Source organism: Lysobacter sp. BMK333-48F3 (genome assembly GCF_019733395.1).
Lineage (GTDB): Bacteria > Pseudomonadota > Gammaproteobacteria > Xanthomonadales > Xanthomonadaceae > Lysobacter.
Genome location: NZ_JAIHOO010000001.1, coordinates 4,883,458 through 4,904,892 on the forward strand (window position 1 = coordinate 4,883,458; position 21,435 = coordinate 4,904,892).

Sequence of the window (21,435 nt, forward strand, 5' to 3'; positions counted from 1 at the left end):
CTGCGGCAAAGCACGTTGCGGGAAAGCGTAAACGCCGCGCCATCGCCGCGCGACGACGCACGCCGATATGCAAAGACGCGCACAGATCCCGCGCGGCGATTTCCCCCAGGCCGCTTGCGCTCGCGGCGCTTGCGCGAAGCCCCGACCACCGCACAAAAACCGCCTCCGGCGCGGCTTAGGGTCGCCACGTCCGCCGCTCGCGCGGACCGGCGGCTGCCTCGCCGACCTCCCCTCAGACTTCCAAGGAAACGCACGATGATCCGCAACAACGCGCTTTGCCTCGCGCTGCTCGCCGGCCTGTCCGGCGCGTCGGCCCACGCCGCCGGGCCCGCGACGGTCGAAATGGATTCGGCGCCGGTCGTCGAAGCTCCCTCGGCCGGCGCCATGGGCGCGGCCGAATTCGCCGTTTCGGCCAAGACCGGCGCGGTGCGTCCGATCAGCCTGGTCCGCCCGACCGACCTGGAACGCTCGGCGCTGAAGCAGCGCCGCGTGCAGCAGGACAAGCACGGCCAGCCGCTGGAAATCGGCTTCGCCCGCGACATCGCCCGCAGCGACATCGACCTGCGCACCCTGGCCTGGCAGCCGCTGGCCGACGGCGGCCAGGCGGCGCGCCTGGAACTGCGTTCGGAAACCGCGGTGGCGCTGCGCGCCGGCCTGTCCCTGCGCGGCGCCGGAGCGGCCTCGGCGGTGCTGCATTTCGCCGGCAACGACGGCCGGGTGTTCGCCGCGCGCGGCGCCGAGTTCGCCGGCAACGCGGTCGGCTGGTCGCCGCTGGTCGCCGGCGACACCTTGAGCGTGGAAATCGTGCTGCCCAAGGGCGTCCGCCGCGACGGCCTGCGCCTGAAGGTGCCGCAGCTCTCGCACCTGGACGTCAGCCCGGTCGCCAGCGAACGCGAGTTCCAGGCCCTGGTCGGCGAAAGCGACTATTGCGAGAAGGACATCGTCTGCCGCACCAGTCCGCCGTCGGGCTTCGTTTCCACCGCCAAGTCGGTCGCGCGCATGACCTTCACCAGCGGCGGCGGCACCTACCTGTGCACCGGCACCCTGCTCAACAACAACCACTCGCCGAAGAAGCGCCTGTTCTGGACCGCCGCGCACTGCATCAGCACCCAGACCGTGGCCAATTCGCTGCAGACCTACTGGTTCTACGACGTCACCACCTGCGGCGGCAGCACGGTCAACCCGGCCTACACCACGCTCAGCGGCGGCGCCTACCTGCGCCACGCCAACCGCACCCGCGACACCGCCCTGCTGGAGCTGAAGAGCGCGCCGCCGGCCGGCGCCGTGTACGCCGGCTGGTCGAGCTCGGCGATCGGCTCCACCGGCACCGCGATCGAAGGCATCCATCACCCGGCCGGCGACGTCAAGAAATACTCGCTGGGCTCGGTGACCGGCCTGTCGACCTCGATCGACGGCAAGTCGCCGCTGTATCGCGTGGTCTGGAACACAGGCGTCACCGAAGGCGGCTCCTCGGGCTCGGGCCTGTTCACCGTCACCAGCAGCGGCGGCTACCAGCTGCGCGGCGGCCTCTACGGCGGCTATTCCTATTGCAGCGCGCCGCGCGACCCGGACTACTACTCGCGCTTCTCGGACATCTATTCGAGCGTGTCGAGCTACTTCAACCCGTGATCGGTCCCGCGTCGTCCGCCGCCGCGCGCGGCGGGCGACGCATCGCAGCCGCCCCGTGTAGGAGCGGCGTGAACCGCGACATCCGCAGCGACGTACGCAAGCGGCGCTGGCCGAAGCCGCGGGGCAACTGGAGACCGTTCGGAAGACGCCCGACGACTCGCGACTTCAGATGCGACCGTGGAATTGCACCGCTTCGGTTGTCGCGGCTTATGACCGGAGGAAATCCCCGTGGGACGCCGCTCCTACAGGCGGCGTCCCTGCCTCCGTCCAGGAAAACAGAACGGCCGCTGCGCAGGCAGCGGCCGTTCGATGCATCGACGCGTCGCGAACGACGGCTCAGGGCCAGGGCATCTCGCCCTTGGCGACCTTGGCGCTGATCTCCAGCGACAGCTCGCCGCCGAGCTGCGGATAGCGTTGCTTCAAGGCCGCGATCAGGGCCTTGGCGTCCTTGGCCTTGGCCGCCTCCTCGTCGAAGGCGCGGATGTAGTCGGCGCTGAAACGCACCGCATCCAGGGTCTGCGCCGAGCCGGGGGCGAAGTGGCCGGGGATCACCGTCTGCGGCTGCAGCGACTCGATCTTGGCCAGGGTCGCCAGCCAATCCTGGTGCGATTTCGGCGTCTGCGTGTCGGCCATGAACAGATGCTCGCCGGCGACCACCGGCACGCCGCCGGCGACGGTGCGGATCGACGGGATCCAGACGAAGCTGCGGTCCGGGCTGGGGCCGTCCAGGCCGACGATCTGCAGGCTCTGCCCTTCCAGCTCGATCCGGTCGCTCTGCAGTACCTGCGGCACCACGATGCGCTTGGGCGCGTCGGCGCCGAGCTTGGGCCCCCAATAGGCCAGCTTGCCGGCCTGGGTGCTGCGGATGTGCTCGACCGTAGGCGCGGTGGCGAGGATTTCGGCTTCGGGGAAGGCCTCGTGCAGGGTGTCCAGGCCGAAGTAGTAGTCCGGGTCGCCGTGGCTGATGTAGATCGCGCTCAGGCGCTTGCCCGAGGCCTGGATCCGCTCGACCAGTCGGCGCGCATCGGCGGCGGAGAACTGGGCGTCGATCAGCACCGCGTCCTTGGCGCCGACGACCAGCACCGAGGCGACCTGGAACAGGCCTTTCTCGCCGGGGTTGTAGACCTCGGTCTTGAGCGGCGCGGCCACGGCGACCGGCGCGGGCGCGGCGGCGGTCGACGCCGGCGCTGCGGCGGGCGCGGCTTCGCGTTGGCAGGCGATCAGGCCCAGGCTCAGGCCGGCGGCGGCGAGGGCAAGAAACAGACGGGTTCGGGACATGGCAGGGCCTCATGACGGTCGGACGGGCGAAGCGGCGCGGCTGAGCCGGTATACCGATGCCGGCACGCAGGACGCGTGAGGCGGGCCGGCCGGCCCGGTCGGCTGCGGCATGTCCGGCAGAATAGTTGACCGAAACGACGCTAAAAACGGCGCATCAGTCGACTATCTGTTGCACATAACAGACATATCCCGTTCCGATCGCGCCTGCGGCGGCTCGAGGCCGCACCGGGCTGGAAACCTTTAAAATTGCCATTGCAGGTTACAAGCGCGCGATCTACCCTGCCCGCATCCACGAGGGAAGCCTATGCGCCTGGAACCCCACGACTTCCGCCCGGCCGATCTGGTCGGCGGCGATCCGGCCCTGGATCTGGTCAACACCGTCACCGCGCGCGACAGCGAACCGCGCGACTGGCTCGACGGCTACCCCGCCCTGCTCGACTGGGCCGCGCGCAGCGGCGCCTTCGCCGAGTCCGACCTGGGCCGGTTGGACGCGCTGCGGCGCGAATCGCCCGCCCAGGCCGCGGCGGCGCTGAGCCGCTGCAAGCAACTGCGCGAGGCCTTGTGCGAAGCCCTGTATGCGCTGGCCGGCGGACGCGCGCCGGCGCCGAGCGCGCTGGACGCCATCGACCGCGCCCGCCTCGATGCGTCGCGCGCCGCGCAGTTGGTGTCCGACCGCGGCCGGCTGCGCACGCAGTGGTCGCCGCAACGTTCCGGGCTGGATTTGATCGCGCACGTGATCACCGCCTATGCGATCGACCTGCTCAAGGACCCGCGCATCGACCGACTGCGGGTCTGCGACGGCCGCGACTGCGGCTGGGTGTTCGTCGACACCTCCAAGAACGGCCGCCGCCGCTGGTGCGACATGGCCACTTGCGGCAACGTCGCCAAGGCGCGGCGTTTCCAGCAGCGCCATCGCGAAGCGGACTAGGATCGCCCGTCATGACCGCTCCGCGCGTCCGACTGCACGGCGACCTGCGGGCCGTGTACGTGCTCGCCCTGTGCCTGCCGCTCGCCGCCGCAGCGGCGGGCGCGCCGCCCGCGCCGGTCCGCTGGACTCCATCGGTCCTGGCCAGCGACGGCTACGAGTCTTCGCCGAGCTTCAGCCCGGACGGCGACGAAATCGTGTTCATGCGTAGCGACCGCAATTTCGCCGCCTGGCGCCTCTTGCAATCGCGCTGCGAGCGCGGCCGCTGGTCGCCGCCGCGCCCACCGGCGTTCGCCAGCGCCGAAGCCGGCGTCGACGCCGATCCGGCCTTCAGCCCCGACGGCCGCCGGCTGTATTTCGTCTCCTCGCGCCACGACCCGCGCCGCGAAGACCTGGACATCTACGTGGTCGAGCGTCGCGGCCGCGACGGTTGGTCGGCGCCGCGGCGCCTGCCGGCGCCGGTCAACTCGCCGGCGTCGGAGCTGTTGCCGCGGCCGACCGGCGACGGTCGCCTGTATTTCGGCTCCAGCCGCGACGGCGGCCATGGCCAGGGCGATCTGTACCTCGCCCGGAGCGATGCCGACGGACGCTGGACGGTGGCCAACCTCGGCCCGCCGCTGAGCAGCGCCGGCAACGAATACGAAGCCGACGTCTCCGGCGACGGCCGCCGGTTGGTCGCGGTGATCGATCGCGGCGACCGCTCGCACCTGTATCGGTTCGAACGCGAGCGCGGCGTGTGGCGCGAGCGCGGCCGCCTGCCCGCGCGCGAGGACGTGTTCCAGGTCGGCCCGCTGCTGTCGCCGGCCGGCGACCGGCTGCTGTTCGCCCAGGCCGACGGCGAACGCTCGGGCGAACTGTTCCTGCTCGACCTGGTCGAGGCGCCGGACCGCCGCTGGCCGCCGGCCTGCGGCGCGCCGTCGGCGCGGCCGCGCGAGGGCCGGGACTAAGTCGCGGTACCGGCTGCCGGCGCTTCGGCGCCGGCCGCGCCGGCGCGCGGCTTGGGCGCGATCAGCGGGGTCTGCTGCATATTGCCGTACAGCAGCGGCACGCCGGCGCGGGTGCCGCCGACCAGTTCCAGTTCGAAGCGTTCGGCGTCGCGACGGCGGATGTCGGCGACCACCTCGCCGGCTTCGTCGGCCGGCACGCCGAGTTCGACCAGCGCCGCTTCGCCGAAGCGCATCGCCGACTCGAACGTCTCGCGGATCTGCAGGTCGACCCCGGCGTTGACCAGTTCCAGCGCGTGTTCGCGGTCGAAGCTGCGCGCCAGCACCTTGGCCTGCGGGAACTGGTGCCGCACCAGCTGCACCGTGGTCGTCGCCGCAGCGCGGTCGTCGATGCAGATCGCGATCAGCTGCGCGCTGCCGGCGCCGGAGGCGTGCAGCACGTCCAGGCGGGTGCCGTCGCCGTAATAGACCTTGAAGCCGAAACTCTGCGCGCTCTGGATCATCTCCACGTCGGTGTCGATGATCGAGACCTCGACCCCGCGCGACAGCAGCGATTGGCAGACCACCTGGCCGAAGCGGCCGAAGCCGACCAGCAGCACGCTGCCGCTGAGGCCGTTGGGCTCGTCCACTCCTTCCAGCGACAGCGCCGCCTTCGGCGCCAGCCGGCGCAGCAGCAGGATCGCGATCGGGGTCAGCGCCATCGACAGGACCACGATCGCGGTCAGGTTGGCGCCGGTCTCGGCGTCGAGGAGGCGCGCGCCGACCGCGGCCGAGAACAGCACGAAGGCGAACTCGCCGCCCTGCGCCATCAGCACCGCGCGGTCCAGCGCTTCGGTGTGGCAGGACTTCAGCAGCCGCGCGACCGCGTAGATGCACGCCGCCTTGGTCAGCATCAGCACCAACACCCCGCCGACGATCGACGGCCAGTTCGCCGCCACCACGAGCAGGTCCAGCGACATGCCGACGCTGAGGAAGAACAGGCCGAGCAGGATGCCGCGGAAAGGTTCGACGTCGGCTTCGAGCTGGTGGCGGAAAGTCGATTCCGACAGCAGCACCCCGGCCAGGAACGCGCCCATCGCCATCGACAGCCCGCCGATCTGCATCAACAGCGCGGCGCCCAGCACCACCAGCAACGCGGCCGCGGTCATGACTTCGCGCGCCTTGGCCGCGGCCAGCAACCGGAACAGCGGGTTCAGCAGCCAGATGCCGGCGGCGAGCAAGGTCGCCAGCGCGGCCAGGGCGATGCCGATGTCGGCCCAGCGCGAACGCGCCGCGCCGTCGGCGACCGCATCGGCCGGCGCCATCAGCGCGACCAGGGCCAGCAGCGGCACGATCAGCAGGTCCTCGAACAACAGGATCGAGACGATGCGCTGGCCGCGCGGCAAGGCCAGGTCGCCGCGCTCGCCGAGGATCTGCATCACGATCGCGGTCGAGGTCAGGACGAAACCCATCGCACCGATGAAGGCCACCACCGGCGGAAAACCGAACAGCAGCCCCACCCCGGTCATCGCCGCCGAGCAGACCAGGATCTGCACGCTGCCCAGGCCGAAGATCTCGCGCCGCAGGCTCCACAGGTGCGAGGGCCGCATCTCCAGGCCGATCAGGAACAGGAACATCACCACGCCGAGTTCGGCCACGTGCAGGATCGCCTGCGATTCGGCGAACAGGCCCAGGCCGAACGGCCCGATCGCCAGGCCCGCGGCCAGGTAGCCGAGCACCGAACCCAGGCCGATGCGCTTGAAGACCGGCACCGCGACCACCCCGGCGGCGAGCAGCACCACCACCTTCACCAGTTCGCTGCCCTGCGCTTCGGCCGCCATGGTCCCACCTCGCTTGCGTCTGGATCGTATCGGTCGCAGCCGCGCCGCAGCGCGCTCCGTCGCGACAGCCTAGCAGGCGCGCCGATGCGGTCTGAAGCCGGGCGTCCGCCGTCGCCGCGTTGCTATGATCGCCGCCTGCCGACCGTCATCGAAGGACTCGATCATGCTCCGCCGCGCGCGCGCCCTGGCTCCGGCCGTCGTACCGTTCGCCGCCGGCGCGCTCGCCGCGGCGGCATTGACGGCCGCATCGCCGGCACGCGCCGCGGGACCGGCCAACATCGCCGCCTCCGATCGCAGCGCCTGGCCGCAGCCGCTGAACGCCCCGGCCGCCTTCGACCGCGCCTCGCGCGCCGAGATCCTCGCTTTCGCCCACCAACTCGCGCTCAGCGAAACCCTGGACGACGAGGCGCTGCGCGCGCGCCTGGGCCTGAAGCAGATCGACCGGCCGGCCCTGGAACGCATCCGCGGCCGCTTCTGGCAACGCCTGGCCGCCGGCTACCGCAGTGCGCTGGGCAGCTGCGTCCGCCAGGACGTCTTCTGCGCCCCTGCCGGCGACGCCGCCGCGCTGCGCGCCCTGGCCCTGCGCTTCCAGGCCGCGCCGGAGCCGGCCTACGCGGCCTGGTACGCCGATGCGGCGCGCTTCCATCGCACCTACCTGGACGAGCAGCTGCGCCTGGCGGCGCTGTTCCCCCGGGTCAGCAGCGAGATCGACACCTATTCCGCGGTCGAGTCCGATGGCAGCGAGCTCGGCGACCGCCGTTTCCTGCTCAGTTTCGACGACGGCCCGACCGCGCCGGGCGGCAACACCGACCGGCTGTTGCGCAGCCTGCGCGAGCTGCGCCTGCAGGGCACCTTCTTCGTCCTCGGCGAATCGCTGCAGCGCCGCGGCGACGACGCCGCCCGGCTCTACGCCGGCATGTGCGTGGCCTCGCACGGCTGGCAGCACCAGTCGCATGCGCGCTGGCCGCAATGGCAGGACTCGGTGGCTCGCAGCAGCGCGCTGGTGGCCCAGCGCGTCGGCAGCGGTTACGTGCCGCTGTTCCGTCCGCCCTACGGCCAACGCCTGGCCGACAGCGGCGCCTTCTTCCGCGCCCAGGGCCTGCGCGTGGCCTTGTGGAACATCGACAGCCAGGACTGGAACGCCAAGGTCTCGGCCGATGCGGTCGGCCAGCGTTTGCTCAGCCTGATGCTGCTGTGGCGGCGCGGCACGATCCTGTTCCACGACGTGCACGACAAGGCCCGCCAGGCGCTGCCGTGGCTGCTGCGGCAGACCCGCGGCGCCGGGGTGGAGTGGGTGGACTGCAAGCGCTATCCCGCGTCTGCTGGCTGAGCGCTCCGGTTCGCGCGAACCCCGGCGCGCGCCGCGAGATACGGCGTTCGCGGCGAGCGGAAAAACGCGACGAAACCCGGCCTGGCGCGACGGTTTCGCTGGACGCCGCACGAGTTTTTAGAACTGTCGTGCGGCCGTCGGAACGTCGCAATCGCTGCGTCGCCCCTGACCCAGAATGAGCTTCGGCCCGCCGCCCGAGGCGGGCCGGCTCGGACCGCGACGGACGCGTCCGCGACGATCGCTCGTTGCCCGCCCCGCGCGCATTCAAACCATCACGCAAGGAACTGCGTATGACCCATCATCGCTCGCTCGCGGCTTGCGCCGCCACCGCCCTGCTCATGCTCGCCGCGCCGCTGGCCTCGGCCGCCACGCCGCCGCCGGATACCGAACTGCACGTCAACATCTGCGGCGCCTACACCGCCGACATGTGGCTGGACTTCGGCAACAGCGGCAGCACCGCCACCGTGGTCGCCAAGGCCAGCGTGCGCCAGGGCTTCAGCCCGCCGGCGCCTGCACCGGCCTGGTACATCGTCACCGCCCAGGTCTCCGGCCGCAGCCACGACGGCGTCCCGGTGACCACCGACTCGCAGTCGCTGGACGGCACCTACAGCTTCCCGGGCACGCCGGCGCGCAAGGGGCTGAGCGTGTTCCGCAGCTCGACCTGCGAACTGACCGGCAAGGCGATCGTCGAAGTCGCCTGTCCGAACGGCGGCTCCGACATCAAGACCCTGACCGTCAGCTGGCCGCGCTGCGGCACTTGATCGTCGCGCTGTCCGCGCGGTCGCGGACAGCCACCCCGCATCGGGCGCCATGACGGCGTCCGATGCGTTCCACGCTCAGACCAGCGCAGTTCGGATCAGCGCGGCTCAGATCAGCACGGCTCAGACCAACGCGGACTGGTGCACACCGGCCACCGCGCGCCCGGACGGATCGGCGGCGTTGGCGAAAGCCGCGTCCCAGGCGATCGCCGCCGGCGACGAGCAGGCGATCGACTTGCCGCCCGGCACCGTCTGCGCGCAGGCCTCGCCGGGGAACTGGCGCTCGAACAGGCTGCGGTAGTAGTACGCCTCCTTGGTCTGCGGGGTGTTGATCGGAAAACGCACCGCCGCCGCGGCGAACTCGCGGTCGCCGACCTGGGCTTCGGCATGCGCCTTGAGGCCGTCGATCCAGCCGTAGCCGACGCCGTCGCTGAACTGCTCCTTCTGCCGCCACAGGATCTCCTTCGGCAGATAGCCCTCGAAAGCCTCGCGCAGGACCGCCTTCTCGATCCGTCCGGCCGGCTTGTCGACCATCTTGGCCTGCGCGTCCATGCGCATCGCCACGTCGAGGAATTCCACGTCCAGGAACGGCACCCGCGGCTCCACGCCCCAGGCCATCATCGACTTGTTCGCGCGCAGGCAGTCGTAGCTGTGCAGCGCGTCGAGCTTGCGCACCAGTTCCTCGTGGAATTCGCGCGCGTTCGGCGCCTTGTGGAAGTACAGATAGCCGCCGAAGATCTCGTCCGAACCTTCGCCCGACAGCACCATCTTCACCCCCATCGCCTTGATCCGCCGCGCCAGCAGGAACATCGGCGTGGACGCGCGGATGGTGGTGACGTCGTAGGTCTCGATGTGGGCGATCACGTCCGGCAGCGCGTCCAGGCCCTCCTCGAAGGTGTAGGTGAAGCCGTGGTGCACCGTGCCCAGCGCCTTGGCGGCGATTTCCGCCGCGGCCAGGTCGGGCGAGCCCTCCAGGCCGATGGCGAAGGAATGCAGGCGCGGCCACCAGGCCTCGGCCTGATCGTCTTCCTCGATCCGGCGCCGGGCGAAGCGCGCCGCGCAAGCCGCCACCAGCGAGGAATCCAGGCCGCCGGACAGCAGCACGCCGTAGGGCACGTCGCTCATCATCTGCCGGTGCACCGCGCGCTCGAAGGCCTCGCGCAGCTCCTGCAACGAGACCTCGACCCCGCGCACCGCCTCGTACTCGCGCCACGGCCGCTGGTAGTACTTCACCGCCACCCCGACTTCGCTGTCGTAGTAGTGCCCCGGCGGGAACGGCGCGACGTCGTCGCACAGCCGCGCCAGCGCCTTCATCTCCGAAGCCACCCACAATCGGCCGTCGGCGTCGTGGCCCCAGTACAGCGGACACACCCCGATCGGATCACGCGCGATCACGTAGCGGCCGCGCGCCGCATCCCACAGGGCGAAGGCGAAGATTCCGTTGAGCCGGCCGACCCACTCGCCGATCTCGCCGCCTTCGCGGTACAGGGCGTTGATGACCTCGCAGTCGGACTTGGTCTGGAACGCGTAAGGCGTACCCAGTTGCTGCTCGAGTTCGCGATGGTTGTAGATCTCGCCGTTCACCGCCAGCGCCAGCTCGCCGTCGGCCGAACGCAGCGGCTGCGAGCCGCCGGTGGGGTCGACGATGGCCAGGCGCTCGTGGACCAGGATCGCGCGCGGCTCGACGCTGACCCCGGACCAGTCCGGACCGCGGTGGCGTTGGCGCGCCGACAGGGACAGCGCCAGCGGGCGCAGCGGGCGCAGGTCGGCGCCGGGACGCAGGTCGAACAGACCGAGGATCGAGCACATCGGGGTATCTCCAGGAGGGGGTGAGCGGCGGTTGAGGTGGGATGGGAAAGCGTTTCGGGGGCCTGAAACGCAAGAAGCCCGCACTTCGCAGTGCGGGCTTCCTGAGCGATTTAGCGTGTGTTGCGCGCGCTAATCGCCGGCCCGCGGGAGGCTGGCGTTATTGCGGTTATTGTTGTTGGCGCGCACGTTGGCCACGGCCGCGCAGGCGCTGCCGGCGCGAGTGGCGCTGCGGCGGTCGGCGATGGCGGACGGGAAGGTCATGAGCCGATCCTGCTTGAGGATCGCCCCGGATGCAAGCGCCCCCTCCCCACCGCCCCCGGGAGTGCGCCCCGCCGGCCGCCCCTCCCCCCTTGAACACTCCGCTCTCGCAACCCCGCGAGACCAGTCCCATTCCCCATTCCCCATTCCTGACTCCCGACTCCCGACTCCCGATTCCCGATTTCCGCCCTCCCGTAACAAGCTAAGCTCGCCCACGGAGGAACCCCATGGCCAAATGGATCAGGCGCGCTCTGCTCGCGCTGTTGTGCCTGTCGTTGATCGGCGCCGTCGCAGCCTGGTGGCTGCTGCGCGGCAGCCTGCCCCGCCTGGACGGCGAACTCGCCCTGGCCGGCCTGTCCGCGCCGGCGAAGCTCGAACGCGATGCATTGGGCGTGGTCACGGTGGACGCCGCGAACCCGGCCGACGCGGTGCGCGCGCTGGGCTTCGTCCACGCCCAGGAACGCTATTTCGAGATGGACCTGTTGCGCCGCACCGCCGCCGGCGAGCTGTCGGCGCTGTTCGGCGAACGCGCGCTCGACTTCGACCGCCGCCACCGCGTGCACCGCCTGCGCGCGCGGGTGCAGCAGCATCTGGCCGAGTTCAGCGGCGACCAGGCGGCGCTGCTGCAGGCCTATGCCGAAGGCGTCAACGCCGGCCTGCGCGGGCTGTCGCGCAAACCCTGGCCTTATCTGCTGCTGCGCAGCGAGCCCGAGCCGTGGACCGTGGCCGATTCGGCCCTGGTCGGCTATGCGATGTACTTCGACCTGCAGGGCGGCGACAACGCGCGCGAGTTGGCGCTGTGGCGGATCCGGCCGCATGTGCCGCCGGCCCTGTTCGCCCTGCTGACCAATCCCGGCAGCAGTTGGGACGCGCCGCTGTACGGCGCGCCGTTCGGCGATGCGGCCCTGCCGAGCGCCGAGCAACTGGACCTGCGCAAGCTGCCGGCGCCGGCCTCGGCCACGCTGATCCCCCTGCCCTTCCTCGACGAGATCGGCAGCAACAACTTCGCCGTCGCCGGCAGCCTGACCGCGGACCGCCGCGCGATCGTCGCCGACGACATGCACCTGGGCCTGCGCGCGCCCAACATCTGGTTCCGCGCGCGCCTGCGCTACCCGGATCCCGGCGCGCCGGACGGCCGCATCGACGCCTCCGGCTTCACCCTGCCCGGCCTGCCGGCGGTGGTGGTCGGCAGCAACGGCCATGTCGCCTGGGCCTTCACCAACAGCTACGGCGACTGGGCCGACTGGTCGCTGCAGCCCGGCTGCGCCGCCGGCGCCCCGCCCGCGAGCTGCGCCGGCCTGCGCGTGCACGAGGAAACCATCGTCGTCGCCGGCCGCGCGCCGGAAAAACTCATCGTCCGCGAAACCGCCTGGGGCCCACTGCTGCACGACAACGCCGACGGCAGCGCGTTGGCCCTGCGCTGGAGCGCGCACCTGCCCGGCGCGCTCAACCTCGGCCTGGCCGAGCTGCAGCGCGCGGGTTCGGTCGACCAGGCGCTGCAAGCGGCCCGCACGGTGGCGATGCCGGTGCAGAACCTGGTGGTCGGCGACCGCGCCGGCAAGATCGCCTGGCGCCTGCTCGGCCCGATTCCCGAACGCGAGGGCTCGTGTACCACCGACGCGCTGGCCGAGAACGCCGATGCCGACGGTCGCCCCCTGCAGGTACCTACCTGCCCGCCGTGGACGATTCAGACTGCGGATGCGCCGGACCTGGTGGCGCCGCCGTCGGGGCGTTTGTGGACCGCGAACACGCGTACGCTCGACGGCCTGGAACTGGAACGCATCGGCCAGGGCGACTATGTGCTCGGCGCGCGCGCCGGCCAGATCCGCGACGGCCTGTTCGCCAAGCAACGCTTCAACGAACGCGACCTGCTGGCGATCCAGCTCGACGACCGCGCGCTGTTCCTGCAGCGTTGGTGGCGCTTGCTGCAAGACCAGGGCCGGCACGCGCAGCAAGCCGGCGACTCGCCGGCGCTGGCCGCGCTGGCGCAGGCTGCGCAGCGCTGGGAAGGCCGCGCCGAACCGGGCTCGGTCAGCTACCGCATGGTCCGCAACTGGCGCCGCGCGGTGTTCATCCGCATCGCCAACGGCCTGACCGCACCGGCGCAGGCGGCGTTGGGCGCGCAGTTCGAAATGCCCGACCTCAAGCAACTCGAAGGAGTGATCTGGCCGCTGCTGAGCCAGCGCCCGGCGCACCTGCTGCCGCGCAGCGAACGTTCCTGGGACAGCCTGCTCGAGCATGCCGCGCGGGACGTGCTGGACGAACTCAAGGTGCCGCCGGGACCGAACGCGGCCGCGCAATTGGCCAGGCACCCCTGGGGCGAGCACAACACCGCCTCGATCTGCCATCCGCTGGCCTCGGCCCTGCCCGGCTTCGCCCGCGGCGCGCTGTGCATGCCGCCGGACCAATTGCCCGGCGATGCGGCGATGCCGCGGGTGCAGCGGCCGAGCTTCGGTGCGTCCGAGCGCATGGTGGTATCGCCCGGTCACGAAGCCGACGGCATCGTGCACATGCCCGGCGGCCAGAGCGGCCATCCGCTATCGCCGTTCTGGGGCGCGGGCCACGACGATTGGGTCCACGGGCGGCCGACGCCGTTCCTGCCCGGGCCGGCGAAGTACAGGCTGGAGTTGCGGCCGATCGAGTGAGCGGCCGACCTCGGAGCGGCCGCCGCGATCCGCAACATCGCGGTCGCGGCCTGTGACCGAAGGAAATCCCGGTGGAACCCCGCTCCCTCGAGGGAGCGGCTGATTTTTTGGGTAGTTCCCTACGAATCTGGACCAGATTAGGCTGGTTCCAGATGCAAAAATGTCCTGTTTGCCAACGTGCGCGGCCATGGAAATTGAGCGATGGACGGCTCAAGTGCCGGGCGTGCGCCCATCGCTTTCGTCCGGCCGTCTTGGCCTGGGAATCGGTCCGATTGAGCGCTTCCCAGAAGCGGCAACTGATCGAACGTTTCGCTCTGGGCGTACCGGTCTACCGGCAGCGATTCCGGCCCGTATGCAGCCCGGCCACGGCAGAAAAGTTCTACCGCGTCCTGCGGGCTTGCTGCGCCTTCGAAGAGCAGTGGCGAGGGCCGTTCGATGGGGTCGTGGAATGCGACGAAACTACGTTTGGCGGCATACGTCATGGCAAAACCGGTTGGGGCGCCGCCGGCAAGGTGATCGTGTTCGGCATCGTCAAGCGCAACGGCCAGGTCAAGGCCATGCCGATCGCGGCGCACGATCGCGACAGCGTGATGCAGCAGATCGAGGCGCACACCCGCGAAGGGTCGCTGTACTACACCGACCGCTGGCAGGCGTACGCCACGCTGAAGCTACGAGGCGACCACGTGATGATCCGCAAGGAGAAGGGCAAGCCGGTCGGACGCGACCACATCAACGGCATCGAAGGCTTCTGGAGCTACGCCAAGAACTGGTTAGCCCCGTACCGTGGGGTGCCCCGCCAATTCTTCCATCTGTATTTGGGTGAAGTTTGCTACCGCTACAACCACCGGGCCGAAGATCTGCAAGCCTTGCTGGACAAGGCTCTGCGGGTCATAGACCTTGACCAAATCACTCCACTTTTGGTCCAGAAACGTTAGGAATTACCATTTTTTGTAGGAGCGGCGTGAGCCGCGACCGGGGACCCACGTCGTGCCCGTGCGCCGCGCAATCGCAACGAAGCGATCGCGCGCCTGCGCCCGCCTCAGCCGTTCTCGATCAGCAAGCGCTCGATCAGCGCCAGGTACAGCTCCGGCAAGGCCTCCAGGTCGGCCACCGAGACGTTCTCGTCGACCTTGTGGATGCTGGCGTTGACCGGGCCGATCTCGATGCACTGCGCACCCAGCGGCGCGATGAAGCGCGCGTCCGAGGTGCCGCCGCCGGTGCTTTCCTCCGGCGCGGCGCCGGCGAAGCGGCCCAGCACCTCGCGCGCCGCGGCGCGCAGCGGACCTTCCGGGGTGTAGAACGGCTCGCCGCCGCGGAACCACTGCAACCGGTACTCCAGGCCGTGCGCGCGCAGCACCTGCTCGCACTCGCGCTCCAGCCGCTGCGCGTTCCAGTTCGGGTTGTAGCGCAGGTTGAACAGCACCTGCAGCTCGCCCGGAATCACGTTGTTGGCGCCGGTGCCGGCGTGGATGTTGCTGATCTGCAGCGAGGTCGGCGGGAAGGTCTGGTAGCCCTCGTCCCAGCGCCGCGCGGCCAGTTCCGACAATGCGGGCATGGCCTGGTGGATCGGATTGCGCGCCTTGTCCGGATAGGCCACGTGGCCTTGCACGCCGATCACGCTCAGCGTCGCCGACAAGGTGCCGCGCCGGCCGACCCGCAACAGGTCGCCCAGCGTGCGCGTCGACGAAGGCTCGCCGGTGACGCACCAGTCGATGCGCTCGCCGCGGGCGCGGAAGGTCTCGGCGACCTTGCGCACGCCGTCGATGGCGTCGCCTTCCTCGTCCGAGGTCAGCAGCAAGGCGACCCGGCCGCGGTGGCCGGGATGGCGCGCGGCGAAACGCTCCAGCGCGACCACGAACGCGGCCACGCTGCCCTTCATGTCGGCCGCGCCGCGGCCGTACAGCACGCCGTCGCGGATCTCGGGCCGGAACGGGTCGCTGGCCCAGCTCTCGGCCGGACCGGACGGCACCACGTCGGTGTGGCCGAGCAGGACCAGGGTCGGCCCCTCGCCCGCGCCGTGGGTCGCCCACAGGTTGTCGACCTCGCCGTAACGCAGGTGCTCGCAGGCGAAGCCGGCGCGCTGCAAGCGCTGCGCGATCAAGTCCTGGCAGCCCAGGTCGGCCGGCGTCACCGACGCGCGCGAAATCAGTTCGCAGGTCAGCGCCAGGACTTCGCTGGGCGCGACGGCGCTCACGAGCCGATCCCGAAGCGCTGCTTGAAGCCGTTGTCGCTGAAGCCCTGGCTGACCTTGCCGTCGTCGGTGACCACCACCGGCCGGCGGATCAGCTGCGGATACTCCTTCAGCAACAGCTTCCACTCCGCATCCGAGGCCGGCTCCTTGCGGTTCGGCGGCAGGGTGCGCCAGGTGGTCGAAGACTTGTTGATCAGGCTGTCCCAGCCGCCGAGCTGGTTCTTCCATTCGATCAGCGTTTCCGCGCTCTGCCGGTTGTCGCGGTAGTCGACGAAGCTGTGGGCGACGCCGAAGCGGTCGAGCCACTTGCGGGCTTTCTTGCAGGTGTCGCAGTTGTTCAGGCCGTAAAGAGTGGTCATGGCTGTCTCATCGATGTCGCTTTGATCGTGGCGATGCGTTGCTTGAGTTCGCCGGCCAACGGGTTCGGCTTATAGGGAAGGCAGTCGGACGCGGCGGACAACGGCACGAAGGCGATACGGTCGCCCAGCGCGCCGGCGCGGTCCAGCCGCAAGCTCAACCGGGCCGGATTGGTGTTGCGGGTGACGCTGACGTCGACGATGTCGCGCAACGCGACGGTCTGCTCCAGTCCGCCCTTGCGGACCTTGAGTTTATCGCCGTCGTCCAGCACTTCGTCGGCCAGATCGGCCGTGTAACGGCGCACGACGAAGAACCCGACCGCGATCATGAGCGGCAGAACCAAGACAGGGGTGGATCCGGCCGGCTCGTTGAACAGCAAATACAAGAACGAGAGGCTCGGCAGTCCCAAAAAAAACGCCGGAAACACCTTTTTGTAGCAGAACGTCATCGACGACGAGATCCTGCGCACCGTCAGCCCCCCGATAGTTTGCAACGCATGGTTTTCGGCGCGCTGCGCAGCGCTCGCGCACGGCCATCGACTCGACCGCACCGCTCTTTCATCGCCGTGAGGAGGGCCCGGGCCGCGCATCGCGCATCTGGCCCACGCGCCTCTCCAGATCGGCCACCGCCGGGTGCTTGCGATACCCCGGCCATGGATCGCCCAAGGGCAAAAAAACGATGTGCCGGCCCAGGACGCCGGGCTTGCGCAGTTCCAGCATGAGTTGGCCGCGCTGCAGCCAGCCGGCCGGGCGCAGCGCTTGCACATCGGCAAGCGCCACCCGGGTCTCGACCTTGCCTCGCCGCACGCGCAGCACGTCTCCGGCCCACTCGACCTCATCGGCCAGTCCCCAGTTCAGCGGCAGGAACGCCGCCGATACTGCCGCATAGGTGCCGAACACGGTGGCCGCCCACATCACCGGAAATCCCGCTGCGTAGGTCGCCGCGCATGCGATCGGCAGGAACGCCAGCGGCAGCAGCGGACGCCACTTGCGCCAGGCCGTCCAGGGCGACGAGATCCGCAGCATGCGGGCGGCGTCAGTCCGCCAAGCCGCGCAGCAGGTCGTTGATGCTGGTCTTGGACATCGTCTTGGCGTCGACCTGCTTGACGATCACCGCGCAGTACAGCGAGTGCGAACCGTCCTTGGCCGGCAACTGGCCGGACACCACCACGCTGTACGGCGGCACGTAGCCGTAGGAGATCTCGCCGGTGGCGCGGTTGTAGACGCGGGTGCTCTGGCCCAGGAACACGCCCATGCCGATCACGCTGTGGTGGCCGACCACGAAGCCTTCGACCACTTCCGAACGCGCGCCGATGAAGCAGTGGTCCTCGATGATGGTCGGCGAGGCCTGCAGCGGTTCGAGCACGCCGCCGATGCCGGCGCCGCCGGACAGGTGGCAGTGCTTGCCGATCTGGGCGCAGGAACCGACCGTGGCCCAGGTGTCGACCATGGTGCCTTCGCCGACGTGGGCGCCGATGTTGACGAAGCTCGGCATCAGCACCACGTCCTTGCCGATGTAGGCGCCGCGGCGGGCGATCGCGCCGGGCACGACGCGCGCGCCGAGCTTGCGGAAATCGCTTTCGCCGTAGCCTTCGAAGCGCGCCGGCACCTTGTCCCAGAACGGCGCCGGATCGGCCTCGACCACCTGCATGTCGTTGACCCGGAAGTACAGCAGCACCGCTTTCTTCAGCCATTCGTTGACCTTCCAGCCGCCCTCGCCGTCCGGCTCGGCGACGCGGAACTCGCCCTGCTCCAGGCCGGCGATGACCCGCTCCACGGTCGGCCGGGTCGAACCTTCGATCTCGTCCGGGGTCAGCATCGTGCGCCGTTCGAAGGCGCTGTCGATCATGAACTTCAGCTCGTCGGCGCCCGGCGCTTCGTGGCTCTTCTTGGCCGTCTTCTTCGCGGCCTTCTTGGTGGTCTTCTTGGCGGGGGGGCTCATCGGCTGTCTCCTTCGAGGCAGGCCAGCAACGCGTCGCGCAGGGCCTGCTGTTGCGTTTCGTCGAGCGCACGGTCGCGCCCGTCGGTGATCTGGAACACGTCCTCGGCGCGTTCGCCGAAGGTGGCGATGCGCGCGTCGTACACGCGCAGGCGCTGCTTGCGCAGGGCCTGGGCGACGTCGGCCAGCAGCCCCGGCCGGTCGGTGCAGACCAGGCTCAGCGTGGTCCGCGCCGGCGCCGCGCCGTCGTGCTTGCGGTAATCGGAAAACTCGATCTGCGGGGCGATGCGGAAGTGGCGCAGGTGGCGCGGCTGGGCGCGCCGCGCCGGCTGGATCCGCTCCAGTTCGCCGGCCAACGCCGACTCGAGCCGGCGCTCCACGTCCTCGGCGCTCGGCGGCTGGCGCGGATCGGTCGGCACCACTTCGAAGGTGTCGAAGATCGCCCCGTTCGGGCCGTCGAGCACGCGCGCCTGCTGGATCGCCAGGCCGAGCCGATCCAGGGTGGCGACGATCGCCGCGAACAGGCCGTCGCGGTCGGGCGAATGCACGAACACTTCCAGGGCGCCGGCATGCGCGCCGCCGTGGGCGCTGACCGGCCGCGCGCGCACCCGGGTGTCGCCGAGCGCGACGCCGCGCAGCGAAGCCGCCTGCCAGGCGATCTGGTCGGGCCGGCCGCGCTGGAAGGCGATCTCCGGCATGCGCGCGAACAACGCGGCGATTTCCTCGTCGCGGGCGCCGAATGCGGCCAGCATGGCCTGCGCCGCCTCGCGCGTTTCCGCCGCGCGCTCGGCGCCGGCGACCGGATGTTCCAGTCCGCGCCGCAGCGCCAGCCGGGTCGCGGTGTACAGGTCGGCCAGCAGCCGGTCCTTCCACGCGTTCCAAAGCTTGGGCGACGTGCCGGCGATGTCGGCGCAGGTCAGCAGATAGAGATGGTCCAGGTGCTCGCGGTCGGCGACCTTGGCCGAGAAGCGGTGGATCACTTCCGGGTCGGCGATGTCCTGCTTCTGCGCGGTCACCGACATCAGCAGGTGATGGCGCACCAGCCATTCGATCAGCGCGGTGTCCGACTCGCTCAGGCCCATGATGCCGCCGAACGTGCGCGCGTCCTCGGCGCCGAGTTCGGAATGGTCGCCGCCGCGGCCCTTGGCGATGTCGTGGAACAGCCCGGCCAGCAGCAGCAGTTCCGGCTTGCGCAGGCGCGGCCAGACTTCGTGGGCGATGCTGAAGCGCTCGTCGGCCACGCCGGAAGCGAAGCGGGCCAAGTTGCGCAGCACCGCCAGGGTGTGCTGGTCGACCGTGTAGACATGGAACAGGTCGAACTGCATCCGCCCGGAGACTTTCGAGAACGCCGGAATCCAGCGCCCGAGCACGCCCAGCCGGGCCATGCGCTCCAGCGCGTGCACCGGGTGCGGGCCGCGCAGCAGCTTGAGGAAGCGCTCGCGCAGCGCCGGCTCGGCGCGCTCGAAGCTGGGCACCTTGGACAGCGCCTCGGCCAGGGCGCGCGCGGTCTGCGAGTGCAGACCGCGAATGCGGTCGTGCGCGGCCCAGGCCGCGAACAGGGCGAAGATCTCGTGCGCGTCGCTCGGCCACTCCGGCTGGCTGGCGGCGATGTAGTCGCGACGCAGTTCGAAGGCCTCGTACGGCGTTTCCAGCGGCTGCGGCTGGGCCTCGCCCTCGATCTGCTCCTCGAAGCGCTGCAGCAGGCGCTCGCCGATCCGCAGCACCAGCGCGGCGCTGCGGTAGAAGCCCTGCATCATCTGCTCGACCGCCAGGCTGTCGGCGTGGTCGACATGGCCCAGGCGCTCGGCGAGCAGTTTCTGGTAATCGAAGCGCAGCCGCTCTTCGCGCTTGCGCGCGACCAGGTGCAGGCCGAAGCGCAGGCGCGACAGGGCGCGGCGCTCGCGCTCCAGGGTCGACAGTTCGTCGGGGCCGAGCTGGCCGATCGACAGCAGCGATTCCAGGTCGGCGGTGCCGATGATGCGCAGCGCCATCCAGTGCAGGGTCTGCACGTCGCGCATGCCGCCCGGGCCTTCCTTGAGGTTGGGCTCGAGGTTGTCGGCGGTGTCGCCGTAGCGGGCGTGGCGCTGGCGCAGTTCCTCGCGCTTGGCGATGAAGAACTCGCGCGCCGGCCACACCTGCGAGGTGGAAATCGCCGCCTGCAGGGCCATCTGCGCGACCGCGTCGGCGGCGATCGGGCGCGCTTCCAGCATCGCCGTGGCCACGGTCAGGTCGGCCGCGGCCTCGGTGCACTGCGCGGCCGAACGCACCGCGTGGCCGACCGGCAGGCCGGCGTCCCACAGCGCGGCGAAAAACTCTCCCAGCGCTTCGGCCCGGGCCGCCTGGGCCTCGGGCTCGGCCAGCACCAGCAGGTCGATGTCCGATTGCGGGAACAGTTCGCCGCGGCCGTAGCCGCCGACCGCGAACAACGCCAAGTCCGCGCCGCTACCCAGGTGACGCTGCCAGGCGGCGCGCACCTGCGCGTCGACCGCGTCGGCGCGGGCGCGCAGCAAGCGGTCGATGTCGGCGTCGCCGTCGCGGTCGAAACGTTCGGCCAGGGCGGCGTCGACCGCGGCCAGGGCCGCGCGGATCGCCGCCGGAGTGCCGGCCTCGGGCGCGGCGTCGTCGGCCGCGACGGGTGCGGTCATAGGTCGTTGTCGTCGCCGGGCACGCGGGTCAGGATTTCGACGCCGTCTTCGGTCACCGCAATGGTGTGCTCCCACTGCGCCGACAACTTGCGGTCCTTGGTGACCACGGTCCAGCCGTCCGGCAGCGTCTTATGCCGATAGGTGCCTTCGTTGATCATCGGCTCGATGGTGAAGGTCATCCCGGGCACCAGCTTGAGCCCGGCGCCGGGCTGGCCGACGTGCAGGACCTGCGGGTCTTCGTGGTAGACCCGGCCGATGCCGTGGCCGCAATAGTCGCGGACCACGCTGAAGCGCTCGGACTCGGCATAGGTCTGGATGACGTGGCCGATGTCGCCCAGGGTGATGCCGGGCCTGACGATGCGGATGGCGCGGAACATCGCCTCGCGGGTCACCTCGACCAGGCGCTTGGCCATGACCGACGGCGTGCCGACGTAGTACATGCGGCTGGTGTCGCCGTGCCAGCCGTCCTTGATCACGGTGACGTCGATATTGACGATGTCGCCGTCCTTGAGGATCTTGCCGTCGCTGGGAATGCCGTGGCAGATGACGTTGTTGACCGAGGTGCAGACGGTCTTGGGGAAGCCCTTGTAACCGACGTTGGCGGGAATCGCCTTCTGCACGTTGACGATATGATCGTTGCAGATGCGGTCCAGTTCGCCGGTGCTCACGCCCGGCTTCACGTGCGGGGCGACCACTTGCAGGACCTCGGCGGCCAGTCGGCCGGCGACGCGCATCTTCTCGATGTCTTCGGGGGTTTTGATGGTGTAGGCCATGGCCGGGATTATCGCCTATTAACGCCCCGGCCATCACGGTTCGCGGACCGCCACGGCCGCGACGCAGCGTGCCGCCGGCGCCGCCCGTCGATCCGGAAAATCTCACGCATCAGTGAGATGCCGGCTTTCGCGCCT

General features: G+C 70.3%; 17 protein-coding genes and 1 pseudogene. 7 read left to right on the forward strand and 11 right to left on the reverse strand.

Annotated elements, in window-relative coordinates; translation table 11 throughout:
- The first annotated feature begins 255 nt into the window (after window positions 1-255).
- Window positions 256-1,629 (forward strand): trypsin-like peptidase domain-containing protein, encoded by a 1,374-nt coding sequence (locus K4L06_RS20990; RefSeq protein ID WP_221673223.1) that lies wholly within the window; start codon window positions 256-258, stop codon window positions 1,627-1,629.
- A gap of 336 nt (window positions 1,630-1,965) precedes the next feature.
- Here K4L06_RS20990 and K4L06_RS20995 read toward each other — a convergent pair whose 3' ends face one another.
- Window positions 1,966-2,907, reverse strand: coding sequence for an MBL fold metallo-hydrolase (locus tag K4L06_RS20995; RefSeq protein WP_221673224.1), 942 nt, complete (start codon window positions 2,905-2,907; stop codon window positions 1,966-1,968).
- A gap of 304 nt (window positions 2,908-3,211) precedes the next feature.
- Between K4L06_RS20995 and K4L06_RS21000 the strand changes: the two genes are divergently transcribed.
- Both K4L06_RS21000 and K4L06_RS21005 read left to right on the forward strand, forming a co-directional pair.
- Window positions 3,212-3,835: a CGNR zinc finger domain-containing protein gene (locus K4L06_RS21000; protein WP_221673225.1), complete on the forward strand. Its 624-nt coding sequence runs from the start codon at window positions 3,212-3,214 to the stop codon at window positions 3,833-3,835.
- 11 nt (window positions 3,836-3,846) lie between these two features.
- On the forward strand, window positions 3,847-4,779 hold the full coding sequence (locus K4L06_RS21005) for a hypothetical protein (protein WP_221673226.1): 933 nt from the start codon (window positions 3,847-3,849) through the stop codon (window positions 4,777-4,779).
- Here K4L06_RS21005 and K4L06_RS21010 read toward each other — a convergent pair.
- Window positions 4,776-6,596 carry a monovalent cation:proton antiporter-2 (CPA2) family protein gene (locus tag K4L06_RS21010; protein WP_221673227.1) on the reverse strand — a complete coding sequence of 607 codons (1,821 nt, stop codon included), beginning with the start codon at window positions 6,594-6,596 and terminating at the stop codon, window positions 4,776-4,778. The two genes, K4L06_RS21005 and K4L06_RS21010, sit on opposite strands and share 4 nt — an antisense overlap.
- A gap of 163 nt (window positions 6,597-6,759) precedes the next feature.
- Here K4L06_RS21010 and K4L06_RS21015 point away from each other — a divergent pair, with 163 nt between their 5' ends.
- Both K4L06_RS21015 and K4L06_RS21020 read left to right on the forward strand, forming a co-directional pair.
- Window positions 6,760-7,926 (forward strand): polysaccharide deacetylase family protein, encoded by a 1,167-nt coding sequence (locus K4L06_RS21015; protein WP_221673228.1) that lies wholly within the window; start codon window positions 6,760-6,762, stop codon window positions 7,924-7,926.
- Between the two features lie 290 nt (window positions 7,927-8,216).
- The gene (locus K4L06_RS21020) at window positions 8,217-8,687 is read left to right on the forward strand and encodes a hypothetical protein (protein ID WP_221673229.1); all 471 of its coding nucleotides are present in this window, start codon (window positions 8,217-8,219) and stop codon (window positions 8,685-8,687) included.
- Between the two features lie 120 nt (window positions 8,688-8,807).
- Here K4L06_RS21020 and asnB read toward each other — a convergent pair whose 3' ends face one another.
- Together asnB and K4L06_RS22695 are read right to left on the reverse strand one after the other, a co-directional pair.
- Window positions 8,808-10,493: an asparagine synthase B gene (gene asnB / locus K4L06_RS21025; RefSeq protein ID WP_221673230.1), complete on the reverse strand. Its 1,686-nt coding sequence runs from the start codon at window positions 10,491-10,493 to the stop codon at window positions 8,808-8,810.
- Window positions 10,494-10,622: 129 nt separating this feature from the next.
- Window positions 10,623-10,754: a hypothetical protein gene (locus K4L06_RS22695; RefSeq protein ID WP_255595393.1), complete on the reverse strand. Its 132-nt coding sequence runs from the start codon at window positions 10,752-10,754 to the stop codon at window positions 10,623-10,625.
- Window positions 10,755-10,978: 224 nt separating this feature from the next.
- On the opposite strand from K4L06_RS22695, the gene K4L06_RS21030 reads away from it, so the two are divergent.
- Window positions 10,979-13,396, forward strand: a complete 2,418-nt coding sequence (locus K4L06_RS21030; RefSeq protein ID WP_221673231.1) for a penicillin acylase family protein — start codon at window positions 10,979-10,981, stop codon at window positions 13,394-13,396.
- A gap of 272 nt (window positions 13,397-13,668) precedes the next feature.
- A complete protein-coding gene (locus tag K4L06_RS21035; protein WP_221669514.1) occupies window positions 13,669-14,331 on the forward strand; it encodes an IS1595 family transposase in 663 nt (220 codons plus the stop codon).
- 104 nt (window positions 14,332-14,435) lie between these two features.
- Here K4L06_RS21035 and dapE read toward each other — a convergent pair whose 3' ends face one another.
- The 7 genes and pseudogenes from dapE to map form a co-directional block, all read right to left on the reverse strand.
- Window positions 14,436-15,590, reverse strand: coding sequence for a succinyl-diaminopimelate desuccinylase (dapE, locus tag K4L06_RS21040; protein ID WP_221673232.1), 1,155 nt, complete (start codon window positions 15,588-15,590; stop codon window positions 14,436-14,438).
- Window positions 15,587-15,946 carry a Spx/MgsR family RNA polymerase-binding regulatory protein gene (locus K4L06_RS21045; protein ID WP_221673233.1) on the reverse strand — a complete coding sequence of 120 codons (360 nt, stop codon included), beginning with the start codon at window positions 15,944-15,946 and terminating at the stop codon, window positions 15,587-15,589. Before K4L06_RS21045 ends, dapE begins: the two co-directional genes overlap by 4 nt.
- Entirely contained in the window at window positions 15,943-16,392 is a 450-nt protein-coding gene (locus K4L06_RS21050) for a hypothetical protein (protein ID WP_221673234.1), read from the reverse strand. Before K4L06_RS21050 ends, K4L06_RS21045 begins: the two co-directional genes overlap by 4 nt.
- Before the next feature lie 109 nt (window positions 16,393-16,501).
- Entirely contained in the window at window positions 16,502-16,969 is a 468-nt protein-coding gene (locus K4L06_RS21055; protein ID WP_221673235.1) for a hypothetical protein, read from the reverse strand.
- 10 nt (window positions 16,970-16,979) lie between these two features.
- Window positions 16,980-17,876: pseudogene (dapD, locus tag K4L06_RS21060) on the reverse strand (2,3,4,5-tetrahydropyridine-2,6-dicarboxylate N-succinyltransferase); the annotation flags it as partial.
- A gap of 5 nt (window positions 17,877-17,881) precedes the next feature.
- The gene (gene glnD, locus K4L06_RS21065) at window positions 17,882-20,527 is read right to left on the reverse strand and encodes a [protein-PII] uridylyltransferase (protein WP_221673237.1); all 2,646 of its coding nucleotides are present in this window, start codon (window positions 20,525-20,527) and stop codon (window positions 17,882-17,884) included.
- On the reverse strand, window positions 20,524-21,300 hold the full coding sequence (map, locus tag K4L06_RS21070) for a type I methionyl aminopeptidase (RefSeq protein WP_221673238.1): 777 nt from the start codon (window positions 21,298-21,300) through the stop codon (window positions 20,524-20,526). The genes glnD and map overlap by 4 nt, the downstream gene beginning before the upstream one ends.
- Window positions 21,301-21,435 lie beyond the last annotated feature (135 nt).